Source organism: Streptomyces sp. NPDC001904 (assembly GCF_040297005.1).
Classification (GTDB): domain Bacteria; phylum Actinomycetota; class Actinomycetes; order Streptomycetales; family Streptomycetaceae; genus Streptomyces.
This window is the reverse complement of record NZ_JBEOYI010000040.1, coordinates 1-15,537: the sequence shown is the minus strand read 5'-3', so window position 1 is coordinate 15,537 and position 15,537 is coordinate 1. Positions and strand designations below refer to the sequence as shown.

The following is a 15,537-nucleotide window of genomic DNA, read 5'->3' as shown; positions in this document are numbered from 1 at the left end:
GGGACGGCGGTCACAGGGTGGCCGTCGTCCCCTCGCCGGACCCGCTGCCCTGGAGCCACTGGTCCCAGCTCAGGTTGAAGGCCGCGTAGCCGTTGTCGGCCGGGGCCTTGGCGCGCGGCGAGCCGGTGATCGTCACCGGGTCGCCCTGCTTGACCTGGCCGTAGAACCACTTGGCGTCCGACATCGACAGGTGGACGCAGCCGTGCGAGCCGCGGGCGCTGCCGCTGCCCGGGTTCGGGTCACCGGTCGAGTAGTGCACGTACGTACCGGACTGGGTGAGGTGGACGTCCCAGGGCAGCGTCAGGTCGTAGTAGTTCGGGTTGCCCTTGTCGCAGCTGATGCCGACGCTGCAGGAGGTCATGTGGACCTCCTTCTGCTTGTCGATGACGGCCATCGTCCCGTTCCAGGTCGGGTATTCGGCGCTGCCCGCGTTGATGGACAGGGTGCGCAGCGTCGACCCGTTCTTCCTGACCTTCATGGTGTGGCCGCTGACGGAGACGTCCGCGCGGACGTCGTCGCCGACCTTGAAGGTGTGGGTGTAGCTGTGCGTGCCGTAGCGCCCGTTGCCGTTGCTGACGCCCTCCATGTCGGCGACGACCTTCACCTTCGTCCCCGAGGGCCAGTACTCCTTCGGGCGCCAGTCGGCGCGCTTGTCGCCGAACCAGTGCCAGGCGCCCTCCACCGGCTGCGAGGCGCTGACCTTCATGTGCTTCTCGACCGAGGCGCGGGCCTTCGCGGCGACCGGGTCGGTGAACACCACCGAGACGGGCATCGCCACGCCGACCGTGGCGCCGGTCTGGGGCATGATCGTCTCCAGCAGCATCGGCGGGCCCTTGGGCTTCGTCGGGGACGGCTTCGCGGTCGCGCTGGGCTTCCCCGGTTTGCCGTTCTTCCCGTCCGCCTGGTCATTGCCGCCGCCTCCGCCGCAGGCGCTCGTCCCCACGAGCACCGCGACCGTCACGAGTGCGATCCCTATTCCGCCGCCCTTGCGCCGTCCCACGTCCTGTCCCACTCTCCTCGGTCCGTGCCCTCCCGATACGGGGCCCGGCCTTCTGTCAGACCCCTGTTCGGGTGGGCTCAGTTGCATGTGGCCACGTAAAGCGTGTTCCAAGATTGCGGGCACCTACACCGCGCACCCGCACCACCGGAGCCTTCCCCGCAAAGCCGTCCGCGGCAAGGTTCGGACCGGTAAGCATGCGGGGACCATGACAGTTCAACCTCGTCGCCGTCGCCCCCACCGACCAGGAGGTCCCGCATGCTCCACGGCATCGACGTCAGCTCGTACCAGTCCACGTTCGACACGGACGGCCAGTCGTTCGTCTTCATCAAGGCCACAGAGGGGCGCAGTTACGTCAATCCGCGCCTGACCCACCAGACGAAGCTGGCCCGGGACGGCGAGTGCGTCGTCGGCTTCTACCACTTCCTGTGGCCGGGGAACGTCGCCGCCCAGGCCGCGTACTTCGTGAGCAAGGCCCCCGAGAAGGCCGGCGACCTGCTCGCGGTCGACTGGGAGACGACAGGCGACGGCACCCGGGCGAGCAACGCCGACAAGGACCACTTCATCCGCGAGGTGAAGCGCCTGCGGCCGAACAACAGAGTCCTGCTCTACTGCAACCGCGATTTCTGGCTGAACCACGACACCACGTCGTACGCGGGTGACGGCCTGTGGATCGCCGACTACGTGACGGCCGGGAAGCCCCGCATCAAGGCGAAGTGGACGATCCATCAGTACACGTCGTCACCGCACGACAAGGACGTGGCCGTGTTCACGAGCGAGAACACGCTGCGCGACTGGGCCACGCCCTGACGGGAGGTACGGGCGCGTCTCCTCAGGCGCGCCACTCCGCGGTGCGCTCCGGGGAGGCCGCGTCCAGTGCCTTGCGGACGGCCGCGGTGTCGGCGGCGAGGCCGTAGACCGGGGTACCGGGCTGCTGGCGCCAGGACTCGTCCTGGCCGCCCGCGTCGACGGTGTCGAAGCCGATCTCGTCGAGGAGGGCCGTGGCCGCGCGCTTCGCCGCCGCGTCGTCACCGGCGATCGGCAGGGCGACGCGGGCCGGGTCGCCGGCGGGGCGGGCCTTGTCGACGATGTCGGCCGCGTACGTGCCGTTGAACGCCTTCACGACCTCGTGGCCGATCTGGCGCTCCGTCCAGCGGCTCTCGGTCAGTCCCTCGTCCTCGATCCCGGCGATCTTCCCGTCGCGCTGCTGCGGGTAGTAGTTGCCGGTGTCGATGACGGTGACGTCGGGCGCCGCCGTGTCCAGCAGCCCCTTCGGCAGGTTCGGGACCGCCTTCAGCGGGATGGTGACCACGACGACCTGCGCGTCGCGCACCGCGTCCTCGATGGTCGCGGGGGTCGCGCCGGTCTCCTCGGCGAGGCCGGTGAGGGTGTGCGGGCCGCGCGAGTTCGCCACGTGGACGTCGTGCCCGACAGCGGTGAGGCGCCGGGTCAGGTTGCCGCCGATGTTGCCCGCGCCGATGATGCCGATCTTCATGTCTCGCCCTTCCGGAGATTCATGCATGTGCATCGAGTGTGAACCCGGCGGGCGGACAGGCTATTCCTCAGGCGCCCAGCTTCGCCTGAACGGCCGCCAGTTCGGCCTGTACCACCCGCCCGGCGGCCTCGGCGTCGCCCGCCGCGACCGCCGACACCAGGTCCGCGTGCGCCGCGTCGCCGTGGTCGCGCTCGGCGCGGGGGACGTCGACGAGGGCGAGCAGGTCGATCAGGGCCTCGCGCAGGGCCGGTGCGAACTCCGCGAACAGATCGGTCAGTACGGGGTTGTGGGCGGCGGCGACGACCGTGGCGTGCAGCGCGATGTCGGCGTCCACGAAGGCGTCGCCGGGGCCGCCGGCGGCCGCCCGCCGCGCGTCGAGGGCCGCGCGCATCGCGGCGACGTCGTCGTCGGTGCGCCGCCCGGCCGCGAGCCGCGCCGCCTGGACCTCCAGGAGCGTGCGCACCTCGTACACGTCGGCGACGGCCGCCCTGCGCAGCCGGGCCGGGAAGTCCTCCGCCGGGCGGGTGGCCGTCACGAAGACGCCGGCACCCTGCCGGGGCCGCACCATCCCGGCCCCGGCGAGCGCGCGCAGCGCCTCGCGGACCGTGGAGCGGCCGACTCCGAGGTCCTTGGCGAGGGTGGTCTCGCCGGGCAGCCGGGTGCCGACGGGCCAGGTGCCGTCGGCGATCCGGGCGCGCAGCCGCTCGGCGGCCTGTTCGACGAGGGGGCTGGGGCGGAGCGGGCCCACGGACGACACGGATGGCACCAACTTGTCTGAGGAGTACTTGTCTGAGGAGCTGAGGTGTGGCTAGTGTACCGACTGTGTTCACGATGCGCGGACTCCTTCTTCTCGGCAGCCGCGGCGGGGCCTGACGCGACCGGCACCCCGCCGCGGGGTGCCGTGCTGCCGGTCGTCCCCGTCGACCGCGAAGGACCCGACCGATGTACCGCTGGAATCCCCAGACCCCCTCCCCCATGCCGTTCCACCGCTACCGCCCCCACCACGAGCGCGTCGACGCCGCTCCGGTGCGGGAGCGGAGCTGGCCGGGGCGGCGGATCACCGAGGCCCCGCTCTGGGTGCCGGTCGATCTGCGCGACGGCAACCAGGCGCTGGCCGAGCCGATGGACGGCGCGCGCAAGCAGCGCTTCTTCGAGCTGCTGGTGCGGACCGGCTTCAAGGAGATCGAGGTCGGCTATCCGTCCGCCAGCCGGACGGACTTCGACTTCGTGCGCCGTCTCGTCACGAGCGGCGGCGTCCCGGACGACGTGACCCCGGTCGTCTTCACGCCCGCCAGGCCGGACCTGATCGAGCGCACCCTCGCCGCCGTCGAGGGCCTGCCGCGCGCGGTCGTCCATCTGTACATCGCGACGTCGCCGGTCTGGCGGGACGTGGTGCTGGGCAGGACCCGCGCCGAGATCCTGGCCATGGTGCGGGAGGCCGGCACGCACATGGCCCGGCTGGCGGACGCCCGCGGCGACGCGCACATCCGTTTCCAGTTCGCGCCGGAGACCTTCAACCTGACCGAGCCGGACTTCGCCCTGGAGCTCTGCGACGAGCTGACCGGGCTGTGGGACGCGAGCCCCGACCGGCCGGTCACGCTCAATCTGCCGACGACGGTCGAGACCGCGACCCCGGACGTCTACGCGGATCAGATCGAGTACATGCACCGGCACCTGGCCCGGCGCGACTCAGTGATCCTCTCCGTGCACCCGCACAACGACCGCGGCACCGGGGTCGCCTGCGCCGAACTGGCCCTCCTCGCCGGAGCGCAGCGGGTCGAGGGCTGCCTGTTCGGCAACGGCGAGCGCACCGGCAACGTCGACCTGGTCACCCTGGCCCTGAACCTGTACACGCAGGGCGTCGACCCGAAGCTGGACCTCTCCGACATCGACGCGGTGCGCGAGACGGTCGAGCACTGCAACCAACTGCCCGTGCACCCGCGCCACCCGTACGCGGGCGATCTCGTCCACACGGCCTTCTCCGGCACCCACCAGGACGCGATCAGCAAGGGGTTCGCGCACCGTGCCGCGCACCCGGACGGTCCGTGGGAGGTGCCGTACCTGCCGATCGACCCGGCCGATCTCGGGCGGTCGTACGAGGCCGTCATCCGCGTCAACTCGCAGTCGGGCAAGGGCGGAATGGCGTATCTGCTGAGGGAGCACCACGGCATCGACCTGCCGCGGGACCTGCGGCCCGAGTACGCGCGCACGGTCCAGGAGGCGACCGACGCGAGCGGGCGCGAGGCGAGTCCGGACGAGCTGTACGCGCTGTTCCGGGACGTCTATCTGGATGCCCGCGGGCCGGTCCGCCTGGTCGACTGGGCGACCCGGCAGGAGGGGACCGAGGCGCATCGCTTCACGTGCACCGTGGACGTGGACGGTGAGCGCCTGCGGCTGGAGGGCAAGGGCAACGGCCCGCTGGCCGCCTTCGGTGACGCGCTGCGCGCCGCGGGGGTGGACGTCGACATCGAGTCCTTCGCCCAGCACGGGCTCAGCGGGGGCTCGGGCGGCGAGGCCGTCGCCTACGCGCGCTGCCGCGTGGGGCGCTCGCGTGCCTGGGGCGCGGCCCGGGACACCTCGGTGCTCGCCGCCTCCGTGGGGGCGGTGCTGTCCGCGGTGAACCGGGCCGCCGTGCGAACGGGTTGAGCCGGTCCTCGCAACGGCCCCGTCCCGCGCTCAGGCCTTGTTCAGGTTGGCCCAGAACTCGTCGAAGGACAGCACCTTGTCGCCGTTGGTGTCCTGCCCGGCGATGAGGACCTCGGCCACCGACTCGGTGACGTTGAAGTCGCCCATCTGCGCCATGGCGCTCTTGTACTCGGCCGCCGTGATGAAGCCGTCGCCGTCCGCGTCGAACCGGTCGAACGCCTTGCGTGCTTCCTCGATGCTCGCCACCGGGACCACCCCTCGTTTACGTACTGCTCGTGTTGCCGTACTGACGGAGGTCAGATTAACCGGCCGGGTGAGCGCGCAGTGCGGCGACCACCCACGCGAACTCCGGCCGGTACGCGGACGGTGCCCGACCGCCCTTGAGGACGCGGAGCAGCTCGCGGGACCGGTTGACCTTGTCGTCCATCGTGGCCGTCAGCCGGTCCAGGACCGTCGGGCGGTGGGCTTCCTCGCCGAGCAGTTCGCGCAGGACCGCGTCCGCCTCGGGGCCGTCCGGCGGGACGCCGTCGCGCACGGCGGCACCGGCCACGCCGATCAGTCTGCGCAGGAACTCCATGGAGGCTCCCGCGACGTCCTCGCGGGAGCGGTCGGCGGCGTTGTACGCGTAGGCCCGTCGCATCCGGGCCTTGAAGTCCGGGTCCTGGTACAGCTCAACCAGCTCCACCCAGGCATCGACCTGTTCGGGGGTCGGGTCGTCCGGCAGACCCTCGCTCATGCCGCGCACCCGCTCCCGGATCGCCGGGTCGACGGTGTCCAGGCCGTGCAGCATCTCCTCGGCGAACTCGTCCATGATGCGCTTGCGTTCGGCGGTGGACTGCCGTGCCAGTCTGTTCATCAGGGCCATCTCCTCGGCGCTCGATCTCCGCTGGGCGACCGTCGACAGCACCGCGCGGCTCAGCCGCAGCACCCGGATCTGCGCGTCGAGGGCCACCACGTGGGCGGCGGCCACCGAGGCGACGTCCCGCTCCCCGGCCAGGACGGTGCGGACGTCGTCCAGGCCGAGGCCCAGCTCGCGCAGGGTGCGGATCAGCTCCAGGCGGGCCACGGACTCGGCGTCGTAGAGCCGGTATCCGCCGTCGCTGCGGGTCACGGGGTGCAGCACACCCTCGTCGGACCAGTAGCGGATGGTGCGCACCGTGAGGCCGGTGCGGCGGGCCAGCTCTCCGATGGTGAGCAGTTCCGGGCTGTCGTCGGTCATGCCGGGGAGTCTGGGCCCTCCAGCGGCTGGAGACTCAAGTGCGGCGCGCACACAGCGCCGGGGAGAGGCGTTTCCTACCGGAAGATGCCGGTGTGACCCAGTGAGTAGCGGCCCGGTTGCGGGTACACCGCGAGGCCGTGCGGGCCGTTGCCGACCGGGATGCGGGCCACCTGGACGCCGGTGCGGGTGTCGATCGCGTAGACCTCGGAGTCGTAGCGGCCGGACAGCCAGAGCGTGTTGCCGTCCGCGGAGACGCCGCCCATGTCGGGGCTGCCGCCCTGCGGGAGCTTCCACTTCTTCGTCAGCTTGTTCTGCGGGAAGTCGAAGACGGAGACCGTGCCCTCGCCGCGGTTGGAGACGTACATCTCCCTGGAGTCGCGGCTGACGTAGAGGCCGTGGGTGCCCTTGCCGGTGGGCAGCAGCCTGGGGGTGGTGAAGGTGTCGCCGTCGAGCACCCACATGCCGTTGGCCATCATGTCGGCGATGTAGAACCGCTTGCCGTCCGGGGAGATCTTGACGTCCTGCGGCATCGCCCCGTCGAACGGCAGCTTCTGGTGGGCGACCACCTTCATCCTCGCGGTGTCGACCTTCAGCAGCTCGCCGCTGAACTCGCAGCTCACGATGAAGTAGCGGCCGTCGAGGGAGAAGTCGGCGTGGTTGACGCCGTAGCAGGAGACCGGCTCGGTGTGCTGGATCTTCATGGTGTGCGGATCGCGGAAGACCAGTTCGCGGTCGAGCGAGGCCATCACGACGGCGTGCTTGCCGTCGGGGGTGAAGTAGAGGTTGTACGGGTCGTGGACGTCGACCGGGGTGCCCGCCTTCCCGGTTCTCGGGTCGATGGGGGTGAGGGTGTTGCCCTTGTCGTTGTTGACCCAGAGCGTCTTCAGGTCCCAGGAGGGGACGACGTGCTGGGGCTGGCGGCCGACCCGGATCGTCTCGGTCACCTTGAAGGTCGCGGGGTCGATGACGCTGACGGTGTCGGACTCGGTGTTGGGGACGTAGATCCGGGACGGGAAGTCCTTGACCACCGGCGAGAGCTTGTTCGGGCGGTCGGCGGCGTAGACGTCCTTGGTGTCGAGGACGGGCGGCATCCCGGGCAGCCCGTACACCGCCTGCCGCTGCGGCGCGGCCGGCTTGACCGGCTTGATCGCGCCCTGGGTGGTGTGCCCGGTGCCGGCGGTCTCGGTGCCGCAGCCGGTCAGCGCGGTGAGGACGGCCGCGGTCAGCAGGAGGCCGGTACGGCGGGTGAGGTTCACGAGAGCAGCTCCGTACAGGTCACCGCGGACAGGCCGCGGCGGTCGAGGTGGTCGAGGAGCGACGGCAGGGCCTTGACCGTGTCCGCGTAGCCGAAGTGCAGGCTGATGATCGAGCCGGGGCGCACGGCCGAGACGACGTTCTGGACGACGGCCTCCTGGCCCGGCGAGGTGTAGTCGAGCGAGTCGACGTCGTAGGAGAGGACGTGCGGGTACCCGGCGCCGCGGGCGAGGCGGGCGACGAGCGGGGTGGCGGTCCGGGTACGCGAGGGCCGGAACCAGGTGCCGATGGAGCCGGTCAGCCGGCGGATACGGTCGGCGCAGTCGGTGATCTCGGCGCGGGCCTCGGCCTCGGGCAGCTCGCTGATGCCGATGTGGCGCATGGTGTGGTTGCCGAGGTCGTGGCCGCCGTCGACGACGCGCCGGGCCAGGTCGGGGTGTTTGTCGAGCCAGGTGCCGACGGCGAGGACGGTGATGTGGGCGCGGGCCCGCTCCACCTGCTTCAGGAGCGCGTGGGCGACGTCCGGGTCGCCCTGTCCGTGGAAGGTGAGGGCCACCTGGTCGCCGGAGCGGGGGCCGTGGGCGATCTGGGCCGGCTGCCCGGGGAAGCGGCGGGGGCCGGGGGCGGCGCGGGTCGTGAGGGCCGTGCGGTGCGCCTTCGGGGCGGGCGCGCTGGTGGCGGGGTCGGTCTGCTCGGCGGGGGCACAGCCGGCGGCGAGAGCGGCGGTGAGTCCGGCTCCCGCGCGCAGGGCCGAGCGGCGTCGGATCGGTTCTGCCTGAGTCACCCGCCTTATTTAAGGGTGATCCGGGGCGAAAGCCTCCTACCGACCCGGGGGCCTTAATGATTGCTGAACACTGCTTGTACATTTCCTTCATTTGCGAGGCTGATGACCCTTGTCACCAATGATTCATTTGGCCCTTTGCGGTCCCATCTGCCATGATCGGTGCCACGACCTCCATTGACCCGGGCCAGGTCGTCCACAGCCGTCGCGGAACTCACCCCCCATGTCCGCGGCGCACCACACGAAAGCCCCCGCGGCGCCGTACAACGGCGAGAACGGGGGCTTTCGTGCGTCTCGGGGGCGGGCGGGGTCAGCGGTCGGCGACGCGCATCTCGAACCAGGTCGTCTTGCCGCGCGGCAGCAGGTCCACGCCCCAGCGGTCGGAGATCTTGTCGACGAGGAAGAGGCCGCGCCCGGAGACGTCGAGGTCGTGGACCGGCATGAGGCAGGGCAGGCCGCGGGACGGATCGCGGACCTCGACCCGGATCCAGCCGCGGCGGCGCAGCATGCGCAGGCCGAAGACGCGGGCGCCGGTGTGCCGCACCGCGTTGCCGACGAGTTCGGAGACGAGCAGGACCGCGTCCTCGGTCATCTTCGGGGAGAGGCCCCAGTGCCGCAGGATGACGACCTGGGCGAGCCGCCGCGCGGTCGCCGCCGATTCGGGGCGCGACGGCAGCCGCACCTCCGCCTCGGTCGGATTGCCGAACATCTCCAGCGCCCGCAGCGCGTGTTCGTCCTCCACCGCGGGAGACCAGCGCGCCGCGGTCGCACCGCCGTGCCTCCGCGGCTGTTCGACACCCTCAAGCCCCGCCATGCCCACCATGATGGCTGCACAGAGGGGCCCGTGGGACCGTTCCGGCTGAATAAGCCCCCCGGAACGCCTCATTCCGGAGGGCTCTTTTGGCATATGCCAGCGGCAGATAGAGGGTCGCTACAGCCCTCCTGACCTGCGATGATTAACCACACGAGAACGGTCGATGATCGTCACTGACCCGAATCGCTTAAGGTTCTCTTAAGGCGGGGATAATGCGCTCCAACGGGGGACATGATCAACTCTGCTTGCCCGCAAGGGATTTGACGCACCGTCCGCGAGGCCGTCAGGCGAACTTCGCCTTGCCCGGACCTTCCTCCACGAAGCTGCGCATTCCGGTCTCCCGGTCGGCGGTGGCGAACAGGCCCGCGAACCAGTTCCGTTCGAGCGCGAGGCCGGTCTCCAGGTCCGTCTCGAGGCCCGCGTCGATGGACTCCTTCGCGGCGCGCAGCGCGATCGCCGGGCCCTGTGCCAGCTTCGCGGCCCAGGCGTGGGCGGCGGTGAACACCTCGTCCGCCGGGACGACCTGGTCGACCAGGCCGATCCGCAGCGCCTCGTCGGCCCGCACATGGCGGCCCGTGAAGATCAGGTCCTTGGCCTTCGACGGGCCGATCAGGCGGGCCAGGCGCTGGGTGCCGCCCGCGCCCGGGATCAGGCCGAGCAGGATCTCGGGCTGGCCCAGCTTGGCGTTCTCGCCCGCGATCCGGTAGTCGGCGCACAGGGCCAGTTCGCAGCCGCCGCCCAGGGCGTAGCCGGTGATCGCGGCGACCACGGGCTTGGGGATGCGGGCCACCGCGGTGAACGAGTCCTGGAGGGCCCGGGACCGTACGACCATGGCCGCGTGGTCCATGGCCTGCATCTCCTTGATGTCGGCGCCGGCCGCGAACACCTTGTCGCTGCCGCGCACGACCACGGCCCGGATGTCGTCCCGGGCCGTGGCTTCTTCCGCGAGTTCCTTGATGCGGTCCTGGGTGGCGATGTCCAGGGCGTTCATCGGGGGGCGGGTCAGGGTGACGGTGCCTACGCCGTCGGCGATTTCGAGGGTTGCGGTCATGCTCCGCAGGTTAGCGGGCGTTCACCCCGTGGGGGGTGGTGCGGTTCGTCACGTGGCCGTCCCGCCGGCGGGGCTTCTCGCGCAGTTCCCCGCGCCCCTTGCGGGGCGCGGGCCCCTGTCTACTTCTTCCAGTCCGCCCAGGACATGTTCCAGCCGTTCAGGCCGTTGTCCGGGGAGACCGTCTTGTCCTTGGAGTGCTTCACGACCACCACGTCACCGGTGATCGACTGGTCGAAGAACCAGGCGGCCGCGACCTTGCCGTCGTACCCGCCCCGCACGTCGCGCAGCCCGATGCACCCGTGGCTGGCGTTGTAGTTGCCGAAGGCGTCGCCGCCCCAGTAGTTGCCGTGGATGAAGGTGCCGGAGGTGGTCAGGCGCTGGGCGTGCGGGACGTCCTTGATGTCGTACTCGCCGCCGTAGCCGACCGTCTCGCCGTTCATGCGGGTCACCTTGAGGCGCTCGCTGATGACCATCTGGCCGTTCCAGGTGTCGTAGCCGGGCTTGCCGGTGGTCACCGGGATCTTCTTGATGGTCTTGCCGTCGCGCTTGACGGTCATCGTCTTCGTCTTCACGTCGACCGTGGAGACCTGGCTGCGCCCGATGGTGAACTTCACCGTGCGGACCTGCTTGCCGTAGACGCCGTCGCGGCCCTCGACCCCGTCGAGGTCGAGCTTGACGGTGACCTTGGTGCCGGCCGCCCAGTACTCCTCGGGACGGAAGTCCAGGCGGTCGTTGCCGAACCAGTGGCCCTCGACGTCGACGGCGGGTTCGGTCGTGATCGAGATGGCCTTCTCGACGTCCTCGGGGTGCGTGATGCCCCGCGTGAAGCGGACCGAGAACGGCATGCCCACGCCGACCTTCGAGCCGTCCTCCGGAGTGAAGGTACCGATGAAGGTGTTCTTCGGCGTGAGGGTGGTGAAGCTGGTGTCCTTGGCCGACTCCCGGCCGTCCTTGTCCTTGGCCACCGCGTGCACCTTGTACGTGGTGGAGGCGGCCAGGTGGTGGTCGGGGGCCCAGGAGGTGCCGGTCCCCGTGATCTTGCCGTCGACCTTGTTGCCCTTGCTGTCCGCGACCTCGACCGCGGTCAACCTGCCCTTGGCGGACGTGACTTTGAGCGCCCCGCTGGTCGCCACGCCGTCCGCGCCGTCCTTGGGTGCCACGGTCACCACGGCGGCCGACGCCTTGGTGTCCTCACCCGCCTTGTCGGATTTCCCCTTGCCGTCGTTCCCCGTGTCCGAACCGCCCCCGCCACCGCACGCGGTGACCAACAGCAGTGCCGAGCCCAGCAGAGCCGCCGATATCGGCCGTCGCCCGTTCAAGATGTCTCTCCCCTCGCCAGGCCCGGGTCCAGGGCCTGCACCCCTGCGCGTCCGCGCGCGCACTGCGAAAGATAACCACACGACCTGGGAAAACGGAGCCCCGAACTATGTCACCGTTTAGTCCCAACCGCCGGTGCCCCACCCCCCTTTCGGACCGTCGTCCGTCCCTTTCCGGGGCACCGGCCCTGCGCGTCAGTGGCTAGGAATGTGCGGCGCCCCCGGCCTTCCACGTCCTCCAGTCCATGTTCCAACCGCCGAGCCCGTTGTCGGCAGCCACTTTCTTGTCGGCGCTGTTGCGGACCTCGACGACGTCCCCGATCAGCGTGTGGTCGAAGAACCAGCCGGCGGGGGTGAGGGAGCTGCCGCCCTTGACGTCGCGCAGCCCGACGCAGCCGTGGCTGACGTTGGCCGAGCCGAAGGCCCCGCCCGACCAGTAGTTGCCGTGCAGGAAGGTGCCGGAGTCGGTGAGCCGGATCGCGTGCGGCACGTCCGGGATGTCGTACTCCCCGCCGAACCCGACGGTGCGGCTGTTCATGCGGGTGACCTCGTGCATCTCGGTCACCACCATCTTCCCGTTGTACGTGGTCGAGCTGGGCGCCCCCGCCGTGATCGGCAGGGTGTCGAGCAGCTCGCCGTCCCGGACGACCCGCATGGTGTGCGCGGCCGCGTCGACGGTGGACACCTGGCCGCGCCCGATGGTGAAGGTGAACGTCTTGCGCTGGAGGCCGTAGACGCCCGGGGCGCCCTCCACGTCGCGCAGGTTCAGGTCGACGGTGACCCGGGTGCCGGGCTTCCAGTACTTCTGCGGCCGGAAGTCGAGCCGTTCCTTGCCGAACCAGTGCGGGGCGACGGGCACGGCGGGCTCGGCGGTGATGCGGACGGCGCGTTCGACCGCGGCCCGGTTCTCGATCTCCCGGTTGAAGGCCAGCTTCACGATCATGCCGGTGCCGACCGTGGCCCGGTTCTCCGGCGTGACGTAGCCGATGAAGCGCTCGTCGGGCACGGCGGTGGTGAAGGTGGTGTGCCGGGCCATCCGCCGCCCGTCCTCGTCGACCGCCACCGCGTCGACCGTGTACTGCGCGGCGAGCGCGAGCCCCTCGGCGTCCCGCCCGGTCGGCCGCCACCGCGTACCGTCCTCGTCGAGCCGGCCGGGCACGGTCTCCTCCTGCGCGTCCTGGATCCGGACGACCTTGACCGACTGCAGCCTGCCCTCGGGGACCTCGACCCGGAGTGTGCCGTCGCCCTTCACGTTCTTGCTCGCGTCGTCCGGGGTCACCCGGATCATGTCCTCGGGCGCGCGCGGCTTGCCGAGCACCTCGTGCGAGTCGCAGCCGGCGAGTGCGCCGACCAGTCCTGCCCCTGTCAGTACGGCGCCCAGTGTCGCCCCTGCGCGCCGCGCGCGCCTCACAGCAGTTTTCACGCCAGGCCAACGACGGGCACCCCGCTGGGGAAACGTGAGTGCGAGGCAAGCTCTGGGCAGAACAGTGGGGAGGGCTTGAGGGGAGCGCGGCCGGGACGCCGCGCGCGCCCCGCTCCGGCCCGCCAGTCGTGGAGCCGCGGGAGGCTGACAGGTGTCGAGCGCACCCGAGCAGGAGGCCGTGCAGTCCGGCACGGGGACAGCCGTGCCGGACGGTGTGGCGGGTCAGGGGCGGCCGGTGCCGTCCGCGCTGATCGGGCGGGGCCGGGAGCGGGAGTTCACGCCCCCGGTGGGTCCGGTGTGGCCGGGGACGCCGATGCCGCTCGGGGCCCGCTTCCGGGTCGGCCCCGACGGCGTCGCGGGCACCAACTTCGCGCTGTGGGCGGGCGGCGCGGAGCGGGTGGAGCTGTGTCTGTTCGACGAGGAGGGCCGCGAAAGCCGTTCGCCGCTGACCGAGTTGACGCACGAGATCTGGCACGGGTTCGTGCCCGGGGTGCGTCCGGGGCAGCGCTACGGCTTCCGGGTGCACGGCCGCTGGGACCCGTGGACGGGCGCCCGCTGGAACCCGGCGAAGCTGCTCCTCGACCCGTACGCGCGCGCCGTGGACGGCGAGTTCAGTCTGCCGCCGGAGGTCTACGGCCACGTACGGGACTGGCCGGAGCAGCAGGTGGCGGACACCGTGCGCGACGACCGGGACTCGGCGCCGTACGTCCCCAAGGGTGTCGTGGTGCACGACGACGCGCCGGACGACGAGTGGGCGGACGACCGGCGCCCGAAGACCCCGTGGGCGGACTCGGTCATCTATGAGCTGCACGTGCGCGGCTTCACCCGGCAACACCCAGGGATTCCGGAGGAGTTGCGGGGCACGTACGCGGGTCTCGCGCATCCGGCGGCGATCGAGCACCTGGTGAAGCTGGGAGTGACGGCGGTCGAGCTGCTGCCGGTGCACCAGTTCGCGCACGAGGACCATCTGCTGCGCCGGGGCCTGAAGAACTACTGGGGCTACAACTCGATCGGCTACTTCGCCCCGCACGCGGCGTACGCGGCCTCCGGCACCGCCGGGCAGCAGGTCGGCGAGTTCAAGCGGATGGTGCGGGCGCTGCACGACGCCGGGATCGAGGTCATCCTCGACGTCGTCTACAACCACACGGCGGAGGCCGGTGAGCTGGGGCCGACGCTGTCCCTCAAGGGCATCGACAACCGCGGCTACTACCGCCTCCAGGGCGACACCCGCCGCTACGCCGACTACACCGGCTGCGGCAACACCCTGCACGTCGTCCAGCCGCACGTGCTGCGCCTGATCACCGACTCGCTGCGCTACTGGGTGACGGAGATGGGAGTCGACGGCTTCCGCTTCGACCTGGCGGCGGCCCTCGCCCGCTCCATGCACGACGTCGACATGCTCTCCCCGTTCCTCGCCGTCATCGCGCAGGATCCCGTGCTGCGGCGCGTGAAGCTGATAGCCGAGCCGTGGGACGTGGGCTCGGGCGGCTATCAGGTGGGCGCCTTCCCGCCCCTGTGGACGGAGTGGAACGACCGCTACCGCAATGCCGTACGGGACTTCTGGCGCGGCGCGCTGCCCGACGTACGGGATCTGGGCTACCGCCTGTCGGGGTCGAGCGACCTGTACGCGTGGGGCGGGCGCAGGCCGTACGCGTCGGTCAACTTCATCACCGCGCACGACGGGTTCACCCTGCGCGACCTGGTGAGCTACGAGCACAAGCACAACGAGGCGAACGGCGAGGGCAACCGGGACGGGACGAACGACAACCGGTCGTGGAACTGCGGCGTCGAGGGCGAGTCGGCCGAGCCGTCGGTGGCGGCCCTGCGCAGGCGCCAGCTGCGGAACCTGCTGACGACGCTGCTGCTGTCGACGGGGGTGCCGATGCTGGTCGCGGGCGACGAGTTCGGGCGCACGCAGCGCGGCAACAACAACGCCTACTGCCAGGACAACGAGATCAGCTGGGTGGACTGGGAGCTGCTCGCGGAGCCGGGCTGGCGCGCGCTGTTCGACCTGGCGTCCCGGCTGATCGCGCTGCGCCACGCGCACCCGGTGCTGCGCCGCCGGGCGTTCTTCTCGGGGCGCGCGCACTCGGCGGACGGGCTGCGCGACCTGGCCTGGTTCACCTCTCGCGGCACGGAGATGACGGAGCGGGACTGGTACGCGCCGGCGCCGACGCTCGGCATGTATCTCTCCGGCCGGGACATCCCGGGCCGGGACGCGCGCGGTGAACCGGTCGAGGACGACAGCTTCCTCGCGGTGCTGCACGCGGGCGACCGCGCGGAGAGCTTCGTGCTGCCCGGCGAACCGTGGGCCCGTGCCTACGAGGTCGTCGTCGACACCGGCCAGGAGTCCCAGGAGGCGGCACCGGGCGTGCGGCACCCGGCGGGCGGCACGGTGACGGTGGGGGCGCGGACGGTGCTGCTGCTGCGCGTGCGGGGCTAGGGCCTGTCCGGCGGATCAGGTCGCAGCCCGGTCCGCCCGCGCATTTCTGTACTGGTGAGCGGGGTCTGGCGCGTCGAGCTGCAAGGCGGAGGAGGGCG

At 71.0% G+C, this 15,537-nt stretch carries 14 protein-coding genes; 3 read left to right on the top strand and 11 right to left on the bottom strand.

Annotation, left to right across the window (positions count from 1 at the left end; genetic code table 11):
* Positions 1-10: 10 nt before the first annotated feature.
* Entirely contained in the window at positions 11-1,012 is a 1,002-nt protein-coding gene (locus ABT127_RS36505; protein ID WP_351459968.1) for a L,D-transpeptidase, read from the bottom strand.
* Positions 1,013-1,255: 243 nt separating this feature from the next.
* Here ABT127_RS36505 and ABT127_RS36500 point away from each other — a divergent pair, with 243 nt between their 5' ends.
* On the top strand, positions 1,256-1,807 hold the full coding sequence (locus ABT127_RS36500) for a glycoside hydrolase family 25 protein (RefSeq protein WP_351459965.1): 552 nt from the start codon (positions 1,256-1,258) through the stop codon (positions 1,805-1,807).
* Positions 1,808-1,829: 22 nt separating this feature from the next.
* Here ABT127_RS36500 and ABT127_RS36495 read toward each other — a convergent pair whose 3' ends face one another.
* Together ABT127_RS36495 and ABT127_RS36490 are read right to left on the bottom strand one after the other, a co-directional pair.
* Positions 1,830-2,519 carry an NADPH-dependent F420 reductase gene (locus ABT127_RS36495; protein WP_351459962.1) on the bottom strand — a complete coding sequence of 230 codons (690 nt, stop codon included), beginning with the start codon at positions 2,517-2,519 and terminating at the stop codon, positions 1,830-1,832.
* 40 nt (positions 2,520-2,559) lie between these two features.
* The gene (locus tag ABT127_RS36490) at positions 2,560-3,249 is read right to left on the bottom strand and encodes a FadR/GntR family transcriptional regulator (protein ID WP_351459959.1); all 690 of its coding nucleotides are present in this window, start codon (positions 3,247-3,249) and stop codon (positions 2,560-2,562) included.
* A 185-nt stretch (positions 3,250-3,434) separates the two neighbouring features.
* On the opposite strand from ABT127_RS36490, the gene leuA reads away from it, so the two are divergent.
* The gene (gene leuA, locus ABT127_RS36485; RefSeq protein ID WP_351459956.1) at positions 3,435-5,138 is read left to right on the top strand and encodes a 2-isopropylmalate synthase; all 1,704 of its coding nucleotides are present in this window, start codon (positions 3,435-3,437) and stop codon (positions 5,136-5,138) included.
* 30 nt (positions 5,139-5,168) lie between these two features.
* On the opposite strand, the gene ABT127_RS36480 is transcribed toward leuA, so the two are convergent.
* The 8 genes from ABT127_RS36480 to ABT127_RS36445 form a co-directional block, all read right to left on the bottom strand.
* The gene (locus tag ABT127_RS36480; protein WP_351459953.1) at positions 5,169-5,384 is read right to left on the bottom strand and encodes an EF-hand domain-containing protein; all 216 of its coding nucleotides are present in this window, start codon (positions 5,382-5,384) and stop codon (positions 5,169-5,171) included.
* A gap of 55 nt (positions 5,385-5,439) precedes the next feature.
* Positions 5,440-6,357 carry a MerR family transcriptional regulator gene (locus ABT127_RS36475; RefSeq protein WP_351459950.1) on the bottom strand — a complete coding sequence of 306 codons (918 nt, stop codon included), beginning with the start codon at positions 6,355-6,357 and terminating at the stop codon, positions 5,440-5,442.
* 74 nt (positions 6,358-6,431) lie between these two features.
* Entirely contained in the window at positions 6,432-7,613 is a 1,182-nt protein-coding gene (locus tag ABT127_RS36470) for a YncE family protein (protein ID WP_351459948.1), read from the bottom strand.
* Positions 7,610-8,404, bottom strand: a complete 795-nt coding sequence (locus ABT127_RS36465; protein ID WP_351460051.1) for a polysaccharide deacetylase family protein — start codon at positions 8,402-8,404, stop codon at positions 7,610-7,612. Before ABT127_RS36465 ends, ABT127_RS36470 begins: the two co-directional genes overlap by 4 nt.
* A 298-nt stretch (positions 8,405-8,702) precedes the next feature.
* Positions 8,703-9,206, bottom strand: a complete 504-nt coding sequence (locus ABT127_RS36460) for an ATP-binding protein (RefSeq protein WP_351459945.1) — start codon at positions 9,204-9,206, stop codon at positions 8,703-8,705.
* A 283-nt stretch (positions 9,207-9,489) separates the two neighbouring features.
* The gene (locus ABT127_RS36455; protein ID WP_351459943.1) at positions 9,490-10,257 is read right to left on the bottom strand and encodes an enoyl-CoA hydratase/isomerase family protein; all 768 of its coding nucleotides are present in this window, start codon (positions 10,255-10,257) and stop codon (positions 9,490-9,492) included.
* Positions 10,258-10,376: 119 nt separating this feature from the next.
* The gene (locus ABT127_RS36450) at positions 10,377-11,576 is read right to left on the bottom strand and encodes a L,D-transpeptidase (protein WP_351459940.1); all 1,200 of its coding nucleotides are present in this window, start codon (positions 11,574-11,576) and stop codon (positions 10,377-10,379) included.
* A 199-nt stretch (positions 11,577-11,775) separates the two neighbouring features.
* Positions 11,776-12,984: a L,D-transpeptidase gene (locus ABT127_RS36445; RefSeq protein WP_351459937.1), complete on the bottom strand. Its 1,209-nt coding sequence runs from the start codon at positions 12,982-12,984 to the stop codon at positions 11,776-11,778.
* A gap of 163 nt (positions 12,985-13,147) precedes the next feature.
* Here ABT127_RS36445 and glgX point away from each other — a divergent pair, with 163 nt between their 5' ends.
* Positions 13,148-15,439: a glycogen debranching protein GlgX gene (gene glgX, locus ABT127_RS36440; protein ID WP_502971837.1), complete on the top strand. Its 2,292-nt coding sequence runs from the start codon at positions 13,148-13,150 to the stop codon at positions 15,437-15,439.
* Positions 15,440-15,537: the final 98 nt, after the last annotated feature.

Coding starts and splice junctions, on each gene's coding strand:
- leuA (WP_351459956.1), top strand. CDS start 3,435: ATGTACCGCTGGAATCCCCAGACCCCCTCCCCCATGCCGTTCCACCGC.
- ABT127_RS36495 (WP_351459962.1), bottom strand. CDS start 2,519: ATGCATGAATCTCCGGAAGGGCGAGACATGAAGATCGGCATCATCGGC.
- ABT127_RS36460 (WP_351459945.1), bottom strand. CDS start 9,206: ATGGCGGGGCTTGAGGGTGTCGAACAGCCGCGGAGGCACGGCGGTGCG.
- ABT127_RS36500 (WP_351459965.1), top strand. CDS start 1,256: ATGCTCCACGGCATCGACGTCAGCTCGTACCAGTCCACGTTCGACACG.
- ABT127_RS36455 (WP_351459943.1), bottom strand. CDS start 10,257: ATGACCGCAACCCTCGAAATCGCCGACGGCGTAGGCACCGTCACCCTG.
- ABT127_RS36475 (WP_351459950.1), bottom strand. CDS start 6,357: ATGACCGACGACAGCCCGGAACTGCTCACCATCGGAGAGCTGGCCCGC.